The 19,640-nt window shown below is 67.3% G+C and carries 15 protein-coding genes and 1 pseudogene; 11 read left to right on the forward strand and 5 right to left on the reverse strand.

The features are described from left to right. Window positions 1-7 precede the first annotated feature (7 nt). Both IB236_RS01025 and IB236_RS01030 read right to left on the reverse strand, forming a co-directional pair. Complete coding sequence (locus IB236_RS01025; RefSeq protein ID WP_192418346.1) at window positions 8-2,278, reverse strand: xanthine dehydrogenase family protein molybdopterin-binding subunit; 2,271 nt, start codon at window positions 2,276-2,278, stop codon at window positions 8-10. Between the two features lie 249 nt (window positions 2,279-2,527). Continuing rightward, the gene (locus IB236_RS01030) at window positions 2,528-3,712 is read right to left on the reverse strand and encodes an MFS transporter (RefSeq protein ID WP_192418348.1); all 1,185 of its coding nucleotides are present in this window, start codon (window positions 3,710-3,712) and stop codon (window positions 2,528-2,530) included. A gap of 415 nt (window positions 3,713-4,127) precedes the next feature. Here IB236_RS01030 and urtA point away from each other — a divergent pair, with 415 nt between their 5' ends. The 5 genes from urtA to urtE all read left to right on the forward strand — a co-directional run bounded on the left by urtA (window position 4,128) and on the right by urtE (window position 9,925). Beyond that, window positions 4,128-5,390 carry an urea ABC transporter substrate-binding protein gene (gene urtA, locus IB236_RS01035; protein WP_192418350.1) on the forward strand — a complete coding sequence of 421 codons (1,263 nt, stop codon included), beginning with the start codon at window positions 4,128-4,130 and terminating at the stop codon, window positions 5,388-5,390. A gap of 153 nt (window positions 5,391-5,543) precedes the next feature. After that, window positions 5,544-7,124: an urea ABC transporter permease subunit UrtB gene (gene urtB / locus IB236_RS01040; RefSeq protein ID WP_192418352.1), complete on the forward strand. Its 1,581-nt coding sequence runs from the start codon at window positions 5,544-5,546 to the stop codon at window positions 7,122-7,124. Window positions 7,125-7,144: 20 nt separating this feature from the next. After that, complete coding sequence (gene urtC / locus IB236_RS01045; RefSeq protein ID WP_192418354.1) at window positions 7,145-8,284, forward strand: urea ABC transporter permease subunit UrtC; 1,140 nt, start codon at window positions 7,145-7,147, stop codon at window positions 8,282-8,284. Beyond that, window positions 8,281-9,156, forward strand: a complete 876-nt coding sequence (urtD, locus tag IB236_RS01050; protein WP_056060633.1) for an urea ABC transporter ATP-binding protein UrtD — start codon at window positions 8,281-8,283, stop codon at window positions 9,154-9,156. The genes urtC and urtD overlap by 4 nt, the downstream gene beginning before the upstream one ends. Before the next feature lie 76 nt (window positions 9,157-9,232). Continuing rightward, on the forward strand, window positions 9,233-9,925 hold the full coding sequence (gene urtE, locus IB236_RS01055; RefSeq protein WP_192418356.1) for an urea ABC transporter ATP-binding subunit UrtE: 693 nt from the start codon (window positions 9,233-9,235) through the stop codon (window positions 9,923-9,925). Window positions 9,926-10,045: 120 nt separating this feature from the next. Here the strand turns inward: urtE and IB236_RS01060 are convergent, their stop codons facing one another. After that, the gene (locus IB236_RS01060; RefSeq protein WP_056747358.1) at window positions 10,046-10,966 is read right to left on the reverse strand and encodes a LysR family transcriptional regulator; all 921 of its coding nucleotides are present in this window, start codon (window positions 10,964-10,966) and stop codon (window positions 10,046-10,048) included. 199 nt (window positions 10,967-11,165) lie between these two features. Between IB236_RS01060 and IB236_RS01065 the strand changes: the two genes are divergently transcribed. Genes IB236_RS01065 through IB236_RS01075 form a run of 3 tightly spaced genes read left to right on the forward strand, consistent with a single transcriptional unit; the run spans window position 11,166 to window position 15,085 of the window. Then, window positions 11,166-12,179 carry a porin gene (locus IB236_RS01065; protein ID WP_099729412.1) on the forward strand — a complete coding sequence of 338 codons (1,014 nt, stop codon included), beginning with the start codon at window positions 11,166-11,168 and terminating at the stop codon, window positions 12,177-12,179. Between the two features lie 34 nt (window positions 12,180-12,213). Then, complete coding sequence (locus IB236_RS01070; protein WP_225580895.1) at window positions 12,214-13,170, forward strand: tripartite tricarboxylate transporter substrate binding protein; 957 nt, start codon at window positions 12,214-12,216, stop codon at window positions 13,168-13,170. Window positions 13,171-13,183: 13 nt separating this feature from the next. Next, entirely contained in the window at window positions 13,184-15,085 is a 1,902-nt protein-coding gene (locus IB236_RS01075; protein WP_225580896.1) for a CocE/NonD family hydrolase, read from the forward strand. Between the two features lie 22 nt (window positions 15,086-15,107). Here the strand turns inward: IB236_RS01075 and IB236_RS01080 are convergent, their stop codons facing one another. Beyond that, the gene (locus IB236_RS01080; RefSeq protein ID WP_192418357.1) at window positions 15,108-15,959 is read right to left on the reverse strand and encodes a phosphatase PAP2 family protein; all 852 of its coding nucleotides are present in this window, start codon (window positions 15,957-15,959) and stop codon (window positions 15,108-15,110) included. Window positions 15,960-16,271: 312 nt separating this feature from the next. Here IB236_RS01080 and IB236_RS24575 point away from each other — a divergent pair. Beyond that, a pseudogene (locus tag IB236_RS24575) lies at window positions 16,272-16,598 on the forward strand (diacylglycerol kinase family protein); the annotation flags it as partial. Here the strand turns inward: IB236_RS24575 and IB236_RS24580 are convergent. Next, window positions 16,592-17,209: a hypothetical protein gene (locus IB236_RS24580; RefSeq protein WP_370539876.1), complete on the reverse strand. Its 618-nt coding sequence runs from the start codon at window positions 17,207-17,209 to the stop codon at window positions 16,592-16,594. The pseudogene IB236_RS24575 and the gene IB236_RS24580 overlap by 7 nt on opposite strands. A gap of 197 nt (window positions 17,210-17,406) precedes the next feature. Here IB236_RS24580 and IB236_RS01090 point away from each other — a divergent pair, with 197 nt between their 5' ends. After that, the gene (locus IB236_RS01090) at window positions 17,407-18,195 is read left to right on the forward strand and encodes a metallophosphoesterase (RefSeq protein ID WP_225580897.1); all 789 of its coding nucleotides are present in this window, start codon (window positions 17,407-17,409) and stop codon (window positions 18,193-18,195) included. Between the two features lie 314 nt (window positions 18,196-18,509). After that, window positions 18,510-19,592 carry an adenylate/guanylate cyclase domain-containing protein gene (locus tag IB236_RS01095; protein ID WP_056060658.1) on the forward strand — a complete coding sequence of 361 codons (1,083 nt, stop codon included), beginning with the start codon at window positions 18,510-18,512 and terminating at the stop codon, window positions 19,590-19,592. Window positions 19,593-19,640 lie beyond the last annotated feature (48 nt).

Genomic DNA, 19,640 nt, shown 5'->3' on the forward strand with positions numbered 1-19,640 from the left:
CGTCGGGTCAGCTGAGCTTGAGCGGCAGCGCACGCAGGCGCTGGCCGGTGAGGGCAAACAAGGCATTGGCCACGGCGGGTGCGATGGGCGGCACTCCGGGCTCGCCCACGCCCTCGGGGGGCTCGGCGCTGGCGATGATGTGGGTTTCCACGCGGGGGCAGTCGGCCATGCGCAGCAGCGGGTAGTCGTGCAGGTTGCTCTGCTGCACCTGGCCGTCTTTGATCGTCACTTCGCCCCATAGCGCAGCGGTGAGGCCAAAGACCACGGCGCTTTCCATCTGCTGGGCAATGAGGTTGGGGTTGATGGCCGCGCCGCAGTCGACCACGCACACCACGCGGTGCACGCGGATGGCCTTGTCCGCACCCACCGACACCTCGGCCACCTGCGCGACGATGGAGCCGAACGACTGGTGCAGCGCCACGCCGCGCGCCCGTTGCACGCCCGACGCATCGGGCGGCAAGGGCTGGCCCCAGCCCGCCAGCTCGGCCGCCTTTTGCAGCACCTTCAGGTGGCGCGGGTGTTTTTGCAGCAGCGCGGCGCGGAACGCCACCGGGTCCTTCTTGGCGGCGTGGGCCGCTTCGTCCGCAAAACTCTCTTTGAAGAACGCCTGGTGCGAATGCCCCACCGAGCGCCAGAAGCCCACGGGCAGCGGCAGGTCGATGATCTCGTGGGCAATGCGTGCGTGGGGCCACTCGTAGGGTTGGTCGAACGCGCCTTCGGACGCGGTCTTGTCCGGCCCGGCGCCCGGCAGGCCAAAGGTGCGGGCCAGCACCTGCGGCACGATGGCCTGACCGGCCGACACGTTGTGCCAGGCCACCAGCTGGCCCTGTGCGTCCAGCCCGGCCTTGAACCGGGCCACGCAGGCGGGGCGGTAGAAGTCGTGCTGCATGTCCTGCTCGCGGGACCACAGCGTCTGCACCGGCGCGCCGCCCGCGGCCTTGGCAATGGCGGCGGCCTGGGCCACATAGTCCACCTCCAGCCGCCGGCCAAACCCGCCGCCCAGTAGCAGCTGGTGCACGGTCACCTTGGTGTCGTCGATGCCCAGGGCCTTGGCGGCCGCCATGCGCGCCAGGCCCGGCACCTGGGTGGATGTCCACACGCTGGCCGCGCCATCCTTGAACTGCACGGTGCAGTTGATGGGCTCCAGGGTGGCGTGGGCCAAGTAAGGCGCGCGGTAGTCGGCAGTGAGGGTGGTTGCAGCGCCTTGCAGGGCCTGGTCCACATCGCCCACGCTGTGGTAGCCAAAGCCCTGGGCCTGGTCCAGCGCCTGGGTCAGCTGGGTCATGACGGCGGCGCTCGACAGCGCGGCGGCGGGGCCGTGGTCCCACTGCACGGTGACTGCGGCGGCGGCCTTTTTGGCGTGCCAGGGCGTGTCGGCAATCACGGCCACGCCGCCAGTGCCGCCGTGGTACGGCGCTACCGCCAGCACCTGCTTCACGCCGGGCATTTTTTGCGCGGCTGCGCCATCGAACTGGGCCACTTTGCCGCCCCGCGTGGGGCACATCACTACACTGGCGTACAGCAGGCCGGGCGGGTGGGCATCGATGCCAAACACCGCACTGCCATCGAGCTTGGAGGGCGCCTCGATGCGGGTGAGCGGCTTGCCGATCAGCTTGAATTCAGCAGGCGCCTTGAGGGGCACCTTGCCCGGTGGCGGCTGCTGCGCCGCCAGTGCGGCCAGCTCGCCAAACGTGGCGCGCTGGCCTGCCGCATGTTCCACCACGCCAGCGTTGGCCTTGCATTCGGCGGCCTGCACCTTCCATTGCACGGCCGCTGCGTTGATGAGCATGGCGCGGGCGTGGGCACCGGCCTCGCGCATGGGGCGCCACAGGTCCTTCATGCTGCTGGAGCCGCCCGTCATCATCACGCCCACTTCGCGCATGGTCTTGGCGGTCAGCCAGCCCGCCACGGCCTTGATGGAGCCGTCGTTGTCGGGGTGGAACGGCAGGCCGTCCACCACCGTGGCCAGGTTGTTGTAGATGTCGTCGATGGGCGCCATCTCCAGCCGCACCTGGGCCCAGTCGGCGTCCAGCTCTTCCGCCAGGATGGCGGCCAGCCCGGTGTGCGCGCCCTGGCCCATTTCGGACTTGGCCATCATCACCGTCACCGTGTTGTCGGCCGCTACCTTGAGCCAGCCATTCAGCGCCACCTGGCCTGTGCCCTGGGGCAGGGGCTGCGCGGTGTGTAGCCGCTGGCGCGGGGGCACCACGCCCCAGCCGATGACCAGCGCGCCGGCTGTTGCGGCGCCACCGAGAAGCACTGTGCGTCGTTTCACCATGGGTTGTCCTTACCGTTGCGGAGGACCTGCGGGTGCGTCCAGCCGTTGGGCTGCCATCCTATCGCCGTGCGCGGGTGAACGCTTTATGCCCATGTCGGCTATGCGACGCAGCGCGGCAGGCGGATGGGGCACATGCCGATACGGGCCAAGGTGAAAAAAAAGCCCTGCCGGGTACGCCGGGCAGGGCGGGGCGGGGCGGGGCCTGTGGTCTGGGGCCGGTGGGGGGCGGGCCGCTGCAGGGCCGGACCGTCAGACCGCCCTGCAGTCGGTCAGCACGGGCGCCGGGGCAGCGGGCTGCCGGTCCAGCCAGGCAATGTAGGCCGTGAGCGCCAGCGCACTCAGCGTGACAGCAGCCGCCACCAGCGGAATGGTCTGCAGCGACCACCCGGCCGTGATGACTGCGCCCCCCAGCCAGGCACCAATGGCATTGCCGAGGTTGAATGCGCCGATGTTGAGCGTGGACGCCAGGCTGGGCGCATCGCCCGCCTGCGACACCACCCGCGCCTGCAGCGGCGTGCCCGCCGCGAACGACACCATGCCCCACACCACCACGGTGATGACGGCAGGCCACAGCCACACGCTGGTGAACGAAAACGCTGCCAGCACCCCCGCCAGCACGGCAAAGATGCCCATCAGCGAGGGCAGCAGCTTCCAGTCTGCCAGGCGGCCGCCCAGCAGGTTGCCAATGGTCAGGCCCACGCCGCACAGCAGCAGCACGCCGCTCACGTTCTGTGGCGAGACACCGGTCACGTCGCGCAGGATGGGCGTGATGTAGGTGAACAGCGTGAACATGCTGGTGGATGCGAGCACGCTCACCGCCAGCGCCAGCCACACCTGGCGAATGCGCAGCACGCGGAACTCGCCCAACGCGCTGCCGCTGATCTGGTGGCGCAGGTGTGGCACCCAGCGCACCACGGCGGCCACGGCCAGCACCCCAATCACCACCACCGCCCAGAAGGTGGAGCGCCAGCCCAGGTGCTGGCCCAGCAGCGTGCCCAGCGGCACGCCCAGCACGTTGGCGAGCGTGAGCCCGGTGAACATCAGCGCCATGGCCTGGGCGCGCTTGTGGGGCTCCACCACGCTGGCGGCCACTACGGCGCCAATGCCAAAAAACGCGGCGTGGCAGAACGAGGTGACCACGCGCGCCACCATCAGCCACGCATAGCTGGGGGCCAGCGCGCAACCCACATTGCCCACGATGAACAGCACCATCAGCCAGGTCAGCGTGGTCTTGCGCGGCCAGCGCGCGGTGGCCACCGCCAGCAGCGGTCCACCCACAGCCACGCCCAGTGCGTAGGCCGACACCAGCATGCCAGCGGCGGGGATGGAGACGGACAGGTCACCTGCCACTTCGGGCAGCAGCCCCAGGATCACGAATTCGGTGGTGCCAATGCCAAAAGCGGCAATGGCCAGGGCCAGCAGGGGGAGGTTCATGGAGCGCAGAGGGACAAAAGGGCAGCACCAGGGCCGATGGGGTCAGGCGCACAAGACTAGGGAAAACCCTTGGATTCTACGGAGGCCCCACAACCTTTGCAGGCCAAGGTTTTTGCATGAAATGGGCTGGTAGCGCCAGTCATATATGCCGTAACAGCTATTGTTTTCATAGTGAATTCCATCCTTGCCCTTGTGCGCCTGTGGCGTGCATCGGGGGTGGTGAGTCGCCTCGCAACGGCCCCCGTGTGATGCGGGCTCGCCGCGGGGCGTGTACGCCACCCGGCGTATTTCGCCAACCGGCCCCGCTCTCCAGAATCCATTCCATCGCCCGATCCACAGGGGCTCCACACCGGGGCCCACCGGGCGAAGCGGTTTGATTGATTTCCTGATTGAAACCACCACCGGAGAAGCACACATGCAACGTCGTTATTCCCTCAAGGCCCTCGCGGCCGTCGCTACGCTCGCTGGCCTGTCTGCGCTGCCAGCCCACGCCCAGGACACGATCAAGGTCGGCATCCTGCACAGCCTGTCGGGCACCATGGCCATCTCTGAGACCGTGCTGAAAGACACCGTGCTCATGGCGATCGACGAGATCAACGCCAAGGGCGGCGTGCTGGGCAAGAAGCTCGAACCCGTGGTGGTGGACCCAGCCTCCAACTGGCCCCTGTTCGCCGAAAAGACCAAGCAGCTGCTGGGCCAGGACAAGGTCTCGGTCATCTTCGGCTGCTGGACCTCGGTGTCGCGCAAGTCGGTGTTGCCGGTCGTGGAAGAAATGAACGGCCTGCTGTTCTACCCCGTGCAGTACGAGGGTGAGGAACTCTCCAAGAACGTGTTCTACACCGGCGCCGCGCCGAACCAGCAGGCCATCCCTGCGGTGGACTACCTGATGAGCAAGGACGGCGGTAGCGCCAAGCGCTGGGTGCTGCTGGGCACCGACTACGTCTACCCCCGCACCACCAACAAGATCCTGCGCGCCTACCTCAAGAGCAAGGGCGTGAAGGACAGCGACATCGACGAGAAGTACACCCCCTTCGGCCACTCTGACTACCAGACCATCGTGGCCGACATCAAGAAGTTCAGCCAGGGCGGCAAGACGGCCGTGGTCTCCACCATCAACGGTGACTCCAACGTGCCCTTCTACAAGGAACTGGGCAACGCCGGCCTGAAGGCCAAGGACGTGCCCGTGGTCGCCTTCTCGGTGGGCGAGGAAGAACTGCGCGGTGTGGACACCAAGCCGCTGGTGGGCCACCTGGCTGCCTGGAACTACTTCCAGTCCATCAAGAGCCCGGCCAACACCGAGTTCATCAAGAAGTGGAGCGACTACGCCAAGACCAAGGGCATTGCCGGCCACAAGGACAAGCCGCTCACCAACGACCCGATGGAAGCCACCTACATCGGCATCAACATGTGGAAGCAGGCGGTTGAAAAGGCCAAGAGCACCGATGTGGACAAGGTGATTGCCGCCATGGCCGGCCAGACCTTCAAGGCACCGTCGGGCATCGTCTCCAAGATGGACGAGAAGAACCACCACCTGCACAAGAGCGTGTTCATCGGCGAGATCAAGGCCGACGGCCAGTTCAACGTGGTGTGGAAGACCCCCGGCCCCGTGAAGGCCAAGCCATGGTCTCCTTACATCGAAGGCAACGACAAGAAAAAAGACGAACCCGAGAAGAAGTGATCTCCCCCTGAGCGGCTACGCCGCTTCCCCCTCTCTCACGCTGCGCGTGGGAGGGGGACGCCCCCAGCGCGGCGGGGCGGCCCTTGCGCGGGGGCCCTGGTCTAGGCCCTGCCCTCTGCATGGGCCTTTGCATATTGACCGACTGGCCCCTCCATGAATTTCTCTTTCGTATCTCGCCTCATTGTCTGCCTCTTGCTCTACGCAACTGCGCAGGCACAAGCACTCACCGCTGAGCAGGCCTTGGCCATGGCCGCTGGTGACACCGACGACCGTGTGGCCGCCGTGCAGCAGGCCGTGGTGGAGCCCAGCGAACGCACCGCTGCCTTCTTGCAGGCGCTGGCCGACGACGCGGTGAAGGTGGCCGACGGCAAGGCGCTGATCGTCCGCGATGACAAGGGCATCGACCCTGTCACTGGCGCCGAGGTCCCTGTGCCCGCCGATGCCGAAGACATCATCAACAACAACCGCATGCGCGGCGAGATCGACACGGCCCTGGCGGGCCTGGCGCTGTTTGGCGAGGACGAAACCCAGCGCATGGCCGCCGCCAAGGCACTGACCAAGGAGCCGGATGCAGGCCGACTGCCCCTGCTCGACAAGGCACTGGCGCAGGAAACCAACGACAAGATCAAGACCCAGCTGGAGCTGGCGCGCGCCGCCACGCTGCTGGGCAGCGACGACCCCGCACAACGCATCGCGGCCGCCCAGGCACTGTCGCTCAGCGCCACACCGGATACGCGGCTGCTGCTCAACGAACGCGTCACGGTCGAAGAAGACGCCAAGGTCAAGGCCGCACTGCAGGCCGCACTGCGCGCCATGGAAGGCCAGCTCGCCTGGGGCGAACGCCTGGGCGCCGCGTTCTCGGGCATCAGCCTGGGCTCCATCCTGCTGCTCGTCGCCTTGGGCCTGGCCATCACCTACGGCCTGATGGGCGTGATCAACATGGCCCACGGCGAGCTGATGATGATCGGCGCCTACGCCACCTATGTGGTGCAGGGCATCTTCCAGAAGTATTTTCCGGGTGCGTTCGACTGGTACCTGGTCGCTGCGCTGCCCCTGGCCTTTGGCGCCTCGGCCGCCGTGGGTGCGGTGCTGGAGCGCGGCGTGCTGCGCTTTCTGTACGGCCGCCCGCTGGAGACGCTGCTGGCCACCTGGGGCATCAGCCTGGTGCTGATGCAACTGGTGCGCACGATTTTTGGCGCGCAGAACGTGGGTGTGGAAAACCCCGCGTGGATGAGCGGTGGCGTGCAGGTGCTCTCCAACCTCACGCTGCCCTACAACCGCCTCGTCATCATCGGCTTTGCCATCGCCGTGCTGCTGGGCATGGGCTACCTGATCGGCCGCACGCGCCTGGGCCTGTTCGTGCGTGGTGTGACGCAGAACCGCCCCATTGCCTCGTGCATGGGCGTGAACACTGCGCGCATCGACACCATGGCCTTTGCGCTGGGCTCAGGCATTGCGGGCCTGGCGGGTTGCGCGCTGAGCCAGGTGGGCAACGTGGGGCCGGACCTGGGGCAGAGCTACATCGTCGATGCCTTCATGGTGGTGGTGCTGGGCGGCGTGGGCCAGCTGGCGGGCACGGTGTATGCCGCGCTGGGCCTGGGCATCCTGAACAAGTTCCTCGAAGGCTGGGCGGGCGCGGTGCTGGCCAAGATTGCGGTGCTGGTGTTCATCATCATCTTCATCCAGAAGCGGCCCCAGGGCATCTTCGCGGTCAAAGGGCGTACGGCCGACTGAAGCACCAGAGACGACTGATCATGACTACGCCAACCTCTTCCAACATCCAACTGCCCGCACCGGCGCCGCTGCTCACGCGCGGTGGCTGGTCGGCCTTTATCGTGGCACTCATCGTGGTGTGCGCCGTGGCCCCCGTGCTCAACCTCTGGGTGCCCGCAGGTAGCATGTTCCACCTGTCGGACTACGCTGTGGCGCTGCTCGGCAAGATCATGTGCTACGCCATCTGTGCGCTGGCCATGGACCTGATTTGGGGCTACACCGGCATTTTGAGCCTGGGCCACGGCCTGTTCTTTGCGCTCGGCGGCTACGTGATGGGCATGTACCTCATGCGCCAGATTGGCCGCGACGGCAACTACAAGAGCGACCTGCCAGACTTCATGGTGTTCCTGGACTGGAAGGAGCTACCCTGGCACTGGGCGCTGTCCGACAGCTTCATCGCCACGCTGATCCTCATCGTGGCGGTGCCCGGCGTGATCGCGTTTGTGTTCGGCTACTTCGCCTTCCGCTCGCGCATCAAGGGCGTGTACTTCTCCATCATCACGCAGGCCATGACGTATGCGGCCATGCTGCTGTTCTTCCGCAACGAAACCGGCTTTGGCGGCAACAACGGCTTTACCGACTTCAAGCGCATCCTGGGCACGCCCATTGCCACGCAGAACATGCGCATGACGCTGTTCGTGCTGACGGGGTTGTCGCTGCTGGGCTTCTTCCTGCTGGCGCGCTGGCTGGTGCGCAGCAAGTTCGGCCGCGTGCTGCAGGCGGTGCGCGATGCCGAGAGCCGCGTCATGTTCTCAGGCTACTCGCCACTGCCCTACAAGCTCACCATCTGGACCATCAGCGCCATGATGTGCGGCGTGGCGGGCGCCCTGTATGTGCCCCAGGTCGGCATCATCAACCCCGGCGAGATGAGCGCCGCCAACTCCATCGAGATCGCCGTATGGGCGGCCGTGGGCGGGCGCGCCACACTCATCGGACCCATCGTGGGCGCGTTCATCGTCAACGGTGCCAAGAGCTGGCTCACGGTGACGGCGCCGGAGTTCTGGCTGTACTTTCTGGGCGCGCTGTTCATTGCGGTCACGCTGTTCCTGCCCGACGGTGTGGTGGGGCTGGTCAAGAAGCTCAAGGCAAAAATGACAACAACGAACGGAGCCGCGCAATGACGCCCGATCTGATGGAAGAAGGTGCGCGGCGGCTGCAGAAGACGCTGGCGCCCGTCGCACTGGGCCAGACCGAGTCGGGTGGCCGCGCGGCAGGCTTCTCGCGCATTGCCACGCCGGGCGAAGTGGACGTGACCCACGGCCGCATCCTGTACCTGGAAGACGTGCATGTCAGCTTTGACGGCTTCAAGGCCATCAACGGCCTGAGCCTGGACATCGCCCCGGGCGAGCTGCGCTGCATCATCGGCCCCAATGGTGCGGGCAAGACGACGATGATGGACATCATCACCGGCAAGACCCGGCCCGACAAAGGCACGGTGTTTTTTGGCTCCACCATCGACCTGCTGCGCCACAACGAGCCCGAGATCGCAAGCCTGGGTATCGGCCGCAAGTTCCAGAAGCCCACGGTGTTCGAGCAGCTCAGCGTGTTCGAGAACCTGGAGCTGGCGCTCAAGACCCACAAGGGCGTGAAGTCCAGCATGTTCTTCAAGCTCGACTCCGCTCAGTCGGACCGCCTGGCCGAGATCCTGCACACCATTCACCTGGCCGACAGCGTCACGCGCCAGTCCGGCAACCTGAGCCACGGGCAAAAGCAATGGCTGGAGATTGGCATGCTGCTGATGCAGGACCCCAAGTTGCTGCTGCTGGACGAACCCGTGGCGGGCATGACCGATGAGGAGACCGCCCGCACGGCGGAGCTGTTCCTCACGCTCAAGGGCAAGCACTCGCTCATGGTGGTGGAGCACGACATGGGCTTCATCCGCACCATCTCCGAGAAGGTGACGGTGCTGTGCGATGGCTCGGTGCTGGCCGAAGGCACGCTCGACCAGGTGCAGGCCGACGAGCGCGTGATCGAGGTGTACCTCGGCCGGTGAAGGTATTCACTATCAAAAATATAGCTGTCAGCGCATATTGAACCAGCGCTAGCGGCCCAAAACATCCCAAGTCACCATGCTCACCGTCCAGAACATCAACCAGTACTACGGCGGCTCCCACATCCTGCGTGACGTGAGCCTCACCGCCAGCCCGGGCAAGGTCACCGTGCTGCTCGGCCGCAACGGCGTGGGCAAGACAACGCTGCTCAAAAGCCTCATGGGGCTGGTGCCCATCAAGAGCGGCAGCATCAGCTTCGACGGCAAACCCATCGACAAAGCCACGCCCTACGACCGGGCGCGCGCAGGCATCGGCTTTGTGCCGCAAGGCCGCGAAATCTTCGGCCGCCTGACCGTGGAAGAAAACCTGCGCATGGGCCTGGCCTACAAAAGCGGATCGACGCCTGTGCCTGCACACCTGTACGAACTCTTCCCTGTGCTCAAGCAGATGCTCAAGCGCCGGGGCGGTGACCTGTCGGGCGGGCAACAACAGCAGCTGGCCATTGCCCGCGCGCTGGCCCCCGGCCCGCGTTTGCTCATCCTGGACGAGCCCACCGAGGGCATCCAGCCCAGCATCATCAAGGACATCGGCCGCGTGATCCGCATGCTGGCCGACCAGGGAGAAATGGCCATCCTGCTGTGCGAGCAGTACTACGACTTTGCGCAGGAACTGGCCGATGAGTACCTGGTGATGGAACGCGGCGAGGTCATCGCCCGCGGGCCAGGCTCCGAGATGGAAGCCAAGGGCATTCGCAACCTCGTGGCGATTTAAGAGCGCACCCCCTGAGTCGCCTGCGGCGCCTTCCCCCTCTCTCGCTGCGCGGGAGGGGGACGCACCCGGTGGCCTGGCGAGGCCAGTTCCACGGGAGCACTGGCGAGGGGCGCGCCAGTTTCAGAGAGCTGAAGGCAATGCCACGGCGGGAGAAGGTGCTTCCATCGCCTCCACCAGCAGCCGGGTGAAGGTGTCATGCAACGGCGAGGCCGGTGCGTTGTTCACCGTGGCGATGCCCAGCTGGTAGGCGATGCGGGGCCTGAACGGGCGCGACGTGATCGCTTCGTACGGGCAGTGCTGCGCCAGCAAGGCGTTCACGATCGATACCCCGAGCCCCTGGGCCACGTGGGCGCAGGCCTCGCTGATGGAGTGCACCTCCAGCGCCACGCGCGGCTGCACGCGCCGCTGGCGAAAGGCCATGTCGATGTCGTGGCGGATCTGCCGCTGGCGCCCCAGCAGGATCAGGCTGACGTCAATCAGGTCGGTGGGGCTGACCTCTGCCAGGCCTTCGAGCGCATGGCCCCGGGGCATGATGCACACGGCTTCGGAGTCCAGGCTGGCGCGGGTGCTCAGTCCCTGCATTTCCATGGGCAGGCGCACCAGGCCGATGTCTGCATCGCGGCTCAGCAGCGCGCGCTCGGTGTCGTTGTACGAGCCTGACAGTACCTCCAGCACCACGTCCGGGTGCGCCTGCATGAAGCGCTTTGCCAGCACCGGCATGAGCGTGGTGGCCAGCGTGCTGGGCACCGCCACCTTCAGCAGGCGCCGCTTGAAGCCGCCCAGGCGCAACTGTTCGGCATGGCGGCGAAAGCACTGCGCCGAGTCCATCAGCACCTGGGCGTCGTGCAGCAGCGCATGGGCTTCGGCCGTGGGGCTCAGGCGGCCTTTTTCGCGCACGAACAAACGCAGGGCCAGGTCCTCCTCCAGCTGCGCCAGCAAGCGGCTGATGGCGGGTTGCGACAGCCCCATGCGCTCGGCCGCGCCGGTGGTGGAGCCGCTGAGCATGATGGCCTGGAAGGCCTCGAGTTGCTTGAAGTTCATGGAGTGGAAAAGGGGCAGACGTTCGGGTATGCAGGCAGCCGGCCTGCATCTTTGCACTGCTGCCACGCCAGCGCAAACCTGCGGTCTATTGCATAGGGTCATCAGCGTTCGTCATAGCGTTGTGGCCGAGCACCTCGCTCCACAGAATCGGCGGCGTCATCAGCCAACCTGGCACCACCCCTTCAAGGAGCAAGATTTCATGAGGCGCTCATTTCCCTTCGCGCTGGCCGCCTGCGGCCTTTCCGTTTCGGCGGCGGTGCCCGCCGCCGCACAGGACCTGCAGGTCTACGGCCAGGTGCGGCTCACCGTCAACAACGTGAAGACCGGCAACGCCGGCTCCGTGACTGAAGAGCGCGACAACGCATCCCGCCTGGGCTTTCGCGGCAAGGAGGACCTGGGCGACGGCCTGGCCGCCCTGTTCGGCCTGGAGATGGGGCTCGAAGCCGACTCCGGCGCCGCCACCACGCCAGCCTTTCGCAACAGCTATGCCGCCTTGCGCGGCAGCCTGGGCACGGTGGCGCTCGGGCGGCTCGACTCGGCCAACCCGACTGGATCGCCGCTGTATTCGCAGGTGACGCGCATCACCTCGTTCGCCGCCAACGATGCCGGGGCCACGGCCATCGGCACCTCCATCCTGAACGCGCGCAACCGCACGTCCAACGCCATCGGCTACCAAAGCCCCACCTGGGGCGGCGTCAACCTGCGGGCGCGCTACTACCTGCGCGGCGACGCCAAGACGCCCGAGCAGGAAAACGGCGCCAAGTCGCTGGACCTGGGCCTCAACTATGCCGATGGGCCCTGGTCGGCAGGCATCGGCTACGGCAAGGACACGCGCCCGGGTGGCCTGCTGGCCAACGAGTTCTCGAGCAAATGGCAGGCCGGCGTGCGCTACGACTTCGGCGCGATCGAGCCCTATGTGCTTCTGGGCCGCGATACCTACGCCAGGACGTCGGCCACCACCCGCGCCGATGTGGACTACTGGCTGGTGGGCACCCGCTTTTCGGCCGGCCAGCACGCCATCGTGGTCAACGTGATGCAGCGCGATGTGCAGGCGTCGCTGCGCGGCCTGCGCAAGCGCCAGCAGGTAGCCTATACCTATGCCCTGTCCAAACGCACCGAGCTGCAGGCCTTCATCGACCGCGACGGCATCGATTCGAGCCGCAGCAATGTGTCCGTGCGCGCCATTGGCGCGGGAGTTCGCCATGATTTCTGATAACAAGCACCGCATGATTCCCTGGATATCCCGCATGCCGCAAACGATCGCACTGTTGTGTTCATTCATGCTGTGCCACCCGCTGATCGCGGGCGCGGCCGAGTTCCCCGAGAAGCCCGTGCGCATCGTGATTCCGTTTCCGGCAGGGGCAGCTGCGGACACGGCCATGCGTGTGGTGGCACGCAAGATGTCGGACCAGTGGCGGCAGCCTGTCGTCATCGACAACCGGCCCGGTGCGCACGGCTTCCAGGCGGTCTCCTCGGCGCCAGCCGACGGGTACACGCTGCTGATGGGCGCAGGTTCCGGCATGGTGACGGCGCCGCTGCTTTCCAGCAAGCTCACGTACAACCCGTCGCGCGACTTCGTGCCGGTGGGGCGGGTGGTGGTCAACGTGCCCATCCTCACCACACACCCAAGCCTGCAGGTCCGCACGGTGCAGGAGCTTATCGAGCTGGCGCGCAAGAACCCCGGCGGCCTGAACTACAGCACCAGCGGCAACGGCAGCCCGGGGCATTTGTCGATGGAGATGTTCCAGGCGGCCACCGGCACGCGCATGGTGCAGATCCCGTACAAGGGCGGCGGCCCGGCGGTGAACGAGCTGGCGGGCGGGCATGTGCAGGTGGGCATCAATGCGGTGCCCAGTGTGGCTGCGCATATCAAGGCGGGCAAGCTGGTGCCGCTGGCGGTGGCCAGCGCCAAGCGCTCGCGCGCCTTCCCGCAGGTGCCGACCATGGCCGAGGCGGGGCTCAAGGACTTCGAGTACGACATCTGGTACGCCCTGTTCGCGCCCACGGGCACGCCGGCGGAGGCGGTGCAAAAAATCAGCAAGGTGCTGCGCGCATCGCTGGCCGATGCGGAGGTGACCGCCTCGCTGGTGGCGCAGGGTGCGGAGCCCGCGCCCACCACGCCGCAGGAGCTCGGCCGCTTCATCCAGGAAGACACGGCGCGCTGGGCCAAGCTGGTCAAGGACCGCAACCTCAAGCTCGACTGAGGCAGGAACTTTCATGACCACGATGATGAATCCAATGGCGCCGTCCGCCGCCCCGGCCGGTCTGGGCGGGGTGGTGCGGCACACCTGCCGGGTGCCCATGCGCGACGGCGTGCACCTGGCCACCGATGTGTATCTGCCGGCCGGCCACACCGGCCCCCTGCCGGTGCTGCTGGAGCGCACACCCTACGGCAAAGACGAACCCACCCGGCGCGAGCGCACCGCCGCCAACCCCGCACCCCTGCGGCGCGGCGAGGTGGCCGAGCAGTTTGCCCGCGAGGGCTACGCGGTGGTGGTGCAGGACTGCCGGGGCCGCTTCGACTCCGAGGGGCAGTTCACCAAGTACCTGGGCGAGGCCCACGACGGCGCCGACACCATGGCCTGGATCGTGGCGCAGCCCTGGTGCAACGGCGCCGTGGGCACCTACGGGCTGTCGTATGCGGCCCATACCCAGACGGCGCTGGCCAGCCAGCGGCCCGCCGGGCTCAAGGCCATGTTTCTCGAATGCGGCGGCTTTGCCAATGCCTACCGGGGCGGCATCCGCCATGGGGGTGCTTTCGAGCTCAAGCAGGCCGTGTGGGCCCTGCGCAATGCGCGCAGTGGCAGCAACAGCCTGAGCGACGCCGCGCGCCAGGCGCTCGACCAGGCCGACATCGGCGAATGGTTCTTGCGCCTGCCCTGGACGCGCGGCGACTCGCCGCTGCAGTGGGCGCCCGAGTACGAGGACTATCTCTTCGGCCAATGGGAGCGCGGCAGCTTCGACGACCACTGGCGCCAGCCCGAGCTGTATGCGGCAGGCCACTACGGCGCCTTCGAAGGCGTGGCCGTGATGCTGATGTGCGGCTGGTGGGACCCGTACGCGCAGACTACGACCGACAACTACCTCGGGCTCTCGCAGCGCGGTCTGGGCGACGTGCGTATGGTACTGGGCCCCTGGACGCATGGCGAGCGCAGCGTGCCGTACGCGGGCGATGTGGACTTCGGCCGCGATGCGGTGCTGGATGGCACGCTTGCACCCGACTACGTGCACATGCGGCTCGCGTGGTTCAACCACTGGCTGCGCGGGCAGCCGCTTCCCGCGGGGCAGGACGATGCCGTGCGCTATTTCCGCATGGGTGGGGGCTCCGGGCGGCGCACGCCGCAAGGCCGGCTCGACCACGGCGGGGCCTGGCGCAGCGCGGCCCGCTGGCCCGTGCCGGCGACCACGCTGGTGCCCTGGTACCTCGCGCCGGGCGGGCTGCTGTCGCGGTCCGTACCGCAGGCCGAGGCCCAGGCCGGTTTTTGCTTCGACCCCGCAAGGCCGGTGCCCACCATCGGGGGCTCCGTCACCTCGGGCGAACCGCTGATGGTGGCCGGTGCCTACGACCAGCGTACGCACGACGGGCTGTTCGGTGCGCAGGCGCCGTTCGGGCCGCTGGCCGGCCGGGACGACGTGCTGGTGTTCCAGACGCCGCCGCTCGACAGCGATGTGGAGATCACCGGGCCGGTGACCATCGCGCTGTGGGTGTCGTCCACCGCACCCGACACCGACTTCACGGCCAAGCTGATCGACCAGTACCCGCCCAGCGAGGACTACCCCGAGGGGTATGCGATGAACCTGACCGACGGCATCCTGCGCTGCCGCTACCGCGACTCGTGGGAGCAGCCGGGGCTGATGGCGCCTGGCGAAGTGGTGGAGATCACCATCGAGCCCATGCCCACGTCCAATCTCTTTTGCCGGGGCCATCGGATACGGCTCGACATCTCGAGCAGCAACTTCCCTCGGTTCGACGTCAACCCCAACACCGGCGCTCCGGAGGGCAGTGCGGGGCCCCGGGTGGTGGCGTTCAACACCGTGCACATGGGGCCGGGGCGTGCGTCCTGTGTGGTCTTGCCGATGCAGCCCATGGCGTCTGCCGAGGACTCCCCCGCACGGTAAACCGGGGCGCCCGGGCGGCGGCTCAGCGGCACGTCGCCGAGGGCGCCGCGCCGCGCCAGCGCGACACGCTCTCCATGATCAGCACCGTGCACACCATCCACGTGCCGCCCAGCAGCCAGCCTGCCAGCACATCACTGGCGTAATGCACGTGCAGCACCACACGGCTCCAGCCGGTGGTGAAGATCAGCGCGCCGGCCAGCACCACCGCAGGCAGGTGCCAGGCGCGGGGCAATAGCCGCGTGGCCAGGTAGGCCAGCATGGCATAGGCCACCATCGATGCGCTGCTGTGCCCGCTGGGAAAGCTGTAGCCGCTGGCCTCGGCGATGCCGTGCGTGTGCTCGGGCCGCACGCGCTCGAACAGACGCTTCAGCACCTTGGTCAACGCGCCGTTGCCCGCCATGGCCACCAGCCAGCCGGTGGCCAGCAGGCGGTGCCGGCGCAGCCACAGCAGGGCGGCCACGCCCAGCGCTAGCGCGGTCAGCACCCAGGTGTCGCCCAGGTGGGTGAGGGTGGCAAACCATTGCAGCACGGCGGCGGATGCCTGTGCTTGCAGGCCTGCAGCCAGTGCGTCGTCCAGTGCGCCCCAGGTGCCCGGGGCGCGCCCGCTTTCGGCCAGCTCTGCCAGCGCGGCACCTGCCAGAGCCAGCGTGCAGGCCGATGCGGCCATGGCGGCCACCAACACCCAGCGCGCTTGCGCCGGAAACAGGCGGCCCAGCGGGGCGCCTGCGTGTTGTCGCAGGCGGCGCAAGCCGGTCAAGGCGACGCTACCCAGCAGGGCAAACGACAGCACGCCAGCCATCCACCAGCCCAGGGGGTGTTGCGCCAGCAGGGCGCCGATGTCGGTGGCGGCCAAAGCGCTGGAGGTTGTGGTCATGGAGATAGTGGGTCCTTTCTTCGGATGCACCCGCAGGGCGGGCGGCCCATGGAGAGAAGCCGCGGGTTGTACCGAAGTTCCCAACATCCCGTTGCGTGGTGGGTGTATTGCATCGTCACTGCCGCTGTCGGAGCCGGCTGACAAAGGGTAGGCGTGGCTACCGGCTGCACGGGGGACAACCGTTTGTCACCATGGAGTGCCCTGCAATCCGTGTTGGCAATCATCGCGTGGTGTGGGCCTGCGGGCTCGCCCGGTCGCTGCGATTGGCTCAGCGCGGTGTGGGGTTGCTCTTGTTTGTTGCAGAGTTTTTGAATGACACCTTCGGAACACACCCTCCCTCCCCAGCCCCGTGGCCCCATCCATCTGGTGGTGCCACGGCGGCCAGGTGCCGACCTGGACCTGCTGCGCGCCAAGCTCGAAGGTGTGCCTGCCCTGCAGGCGCACGACGTCGTGTGGCACGTGCCTGACCGGCGCGCCGACATCGTGCAGCTGGCCGAGCAAGCCGCCCAGGCCGCGCAGGACGATGGCGGACTGGTGGTGGCCGCCGGGGGTGACGGCACCATCAACGCGGTGGCGTCGGCCGCGCTGCGCGCCGGGGTGCCGCTGGGGGTGGTGCCCATGGGAACCTTCAACTATTTCAGCCGCGAGCACGGTCTGGCGCTCGACCCCGAGACCGCCGTGGAGGACCTGCTGCAGGCGCTGCATGCCGGGGACCTGCGGCCGGTGCAGGTGGGGTTTGTGAACCGCCGCATGTTTGTGGTCAACGCCAGCGTGGGCCTGTACCCCAAGATGCTGGCCGACCGCGAGATGGCATCGCGCCGCTTTGGCCGCAAGCGCTGGGTGGCCATAGCGGCGGCGGTGTGGAGCCTGTTTCGTCCCGCATCGGGCCGCCGCTGGCGCGTGGTGATGAAGACGCACCAGGGCGCCGAGGCGCAGCAGGAGGAGCATCTGGTCACCACCCTGTTTGTGGGCAACAACCCCTTGCAGCTGGACCGCATGGGCCTGCCGCAGGCGCAGAAGGTGGCAGACGGCGGGCACTTGGCCGTGGTGATGCTCAAGCCCCAGGGGCGCTGGGCCATCGCCCGCACCGTGTGGAACGCGGCCACCGGCCAGCTCGACAAGGACAACGCGGTGGTCAGCATGGCGTGTGCCGAGCTGACCGTGGCGCCCGCCAGCTGGCGACCCCCGCAGGTCAAGGTGGCGTTTGACGGCGAGCGGGAGTGGATGGCTCCACCCCTGCATTTCCGCATCAGTGCGCGGCCGCTGTGGCTGGTGGCACCGAGCCCGCTGGTGCGCGATGGTGCAGCGCAGACCCCACCACCAGAAGATACCGCTTTCGCAGCCTCCGCAACCGACACGCCTGCGCCCGGCACTACCCCCGCCCCCGGCTTGCTGCCTGCATGATGGGGCCCCCCGTGCGCCTGCCCACTGCCTGCGACCACCTGCCATGACTGTTCTGATGCACCTGTCGGACTTGCACTTCGGTGCGCACGACCCGTTGGTGTGTGCTGCTGTGCAGCGGCTGGCGCAACGCCTGGGGGTGGCAATGGTGGTGGTGTCGGGCGACCTCACGCAGCGCGCCACGGCCGAGCAGTTTGAGCAGGCCGCGCGGTTTGTGCAGGGCCTGCATGCGCGCAGCACCCTGGTGCTGGCGGGCAACCACGACCTGCCCCTGTTTGCGTGGTGGATGCGCTGGGGCCGTTCGTACGAAAGGTTCTCCGAACAGTTCGGCATGGACCAGGAGCCCGTGCGGCAGATGGGAGCGTTCTACGTGGTGGGCGTGAACACCACGCGTGCCTGGCGGCACGAGCGCGGCAGCCTGTCGTCTGCCCAGATCGAGCATGTGGCGCTGCTGCTGGCGCGTGCACCCCCGGGTGCATGGCGCATTGTGGCCAGCCACCACCCGCTGGTAGCGCGCGACGCCGAGGACCGCGACCACCGCCCCCATCGCGCCGACGAAGCCGTGGAGCGCTGGCGCATTGCCGGCGCGCAAATGCTGCTGTCCGGCCACGTGCACCAGCCGCGCCTGTTGCAGCCAATGCCGGGGCTGTGGGCCAGCAGCGCGGGCACGGCGGTTTCGCACCGCCTGCGGCACGGCAGCCCCAACAGCCTGGTGGTGCTCAGCACCGAGGCATCGGGCGCTGCGCCAGACGGCCAAGCGAGGGTGGCGGCACGGTGGGACTATGACGGCGTGGTGGGCGAGTTTGTGTGTGTGGACCGGGTGGCTGCCAGGTGACGGCGGAAGACGCATCAATTGCTATGTTGTTGATAGCATTTGATGCATATGGATGTAGCGCTTCCAGCCAAAAAGACCGAATTTTTCTACCGGGAAGCGCTGCGGCGCTGCTGGCACGCCCCACACCGGTTTGCTGATAGCGGGCAGGTGCCGCTGACCTCGCTGTTGCTGCTTTGCCCGGGGTGTTTTCACCGGTTGACCAGCCGTGGGGCGGCGCCTATTCTGGGTGGTGAATGGCAGGTATTGCATTTAGAACCTGAACAGGTTCTTACCCCCACCCATAAAAACCCGGCCGCTCCACGCCCCAGACCTCCATGCACAAAGAATTCCACCACGACGCCGTGCGCCGCCTGCAGGCGCTGATCGAACGCGAAACCGGCAAGCCCCTGGGCGAGGCGGCGCAGGCCGAGATGGCGGGCATCCTGCACGGTATGGAAAACCCCGAAGGTGCTGCCGCCAACGGCCTGGAGGTAGCGCCGCGCGAGGTCACCATCCTGCTGGCCGACCTGCGCGGGTTCACTGCGCTGTCGGGCTCACAGCCCGCATCGGTGGTCATTGCGGCGCTCAACCGCTGCCTGGCACGGCTGTCGGAGGTGGTGTTCAAGTACCAGGGCACCATCGACAAATTCATGGGCGACTCGATCATGGTGCTGTTCGGCGCCCCGGTGGCCCGCGACGACGATGTGGACCGCGCGCTGCTGTGTGCGGTGGAGATGCAGATCGCCATGCGCGAGCTGAACCTGGCCCACCTGACCGAGCGCCTGCCGGAGGTGTTTCTGGGCATTGGCGTGAACACGGGCACGGTGATGGCCGGGCGCTTTGGCTCGGATGTGTATTCCGAATACACGGTGATCGGCGAGGCCGTGAACCTGGCTTCGCGCATCGAGGCGCTGAGCCTGCGGGGCCAGGTGCTCATCAGCGACTCCACCTACCAGCGCTGCTGGGGGCTGGTGTCGGCGTCTGCGCCCATGCAGGTGTTCGTCAAGGGGCGCACGCAGCCCGTCAGCCTGCGTGAGCTGATCGCCATCCCGTCGCACAAGCTCAAGGTGCCCCGCCAGGAGTTCCGCCGCAGCCACCGTGTGGACGCGCGCCTGCCCTGCCTGTGCCAGCGCATGCAGGACAAGATCGTGGTGCCCCACATCGTGCACGGTGCCATCCGCGACATTGGCTACCACGGCCTGCTGGTCGAGCTGATCGAGCCGCTGGAACCCCATAGTGAGATCAAGCTGGAGTTCGAGCTGCCGCTGGTGGACTACCGCGTGGCCGATGTGTATGCGCGGGTCATCACCCTCAAGCAAGAGGGCGACGAATGGGTGGCCGGGCTGGAGTTCACCTCCATCAGCGCCGAGTGCCGCGCCAAGGTGCAGATGTTTGTGCAGCTGCTGGTGGCGCACTGAAGGCCGACTCCACACCCCGGTATCCGTGCCAGATTGCTCAGGCCCGTG

Origin of the sequence: Acidovorax sp. ACV02, assembly GCF_014851475.1 — a bacterium.
GTDB classification, from domain to species: Bacteria; Pseudomonadota; Gammaproteobacteria; order Burkholderiales; family Burkholderiaceae_C; genus Acidovorax; species Acidovorax delafieldii.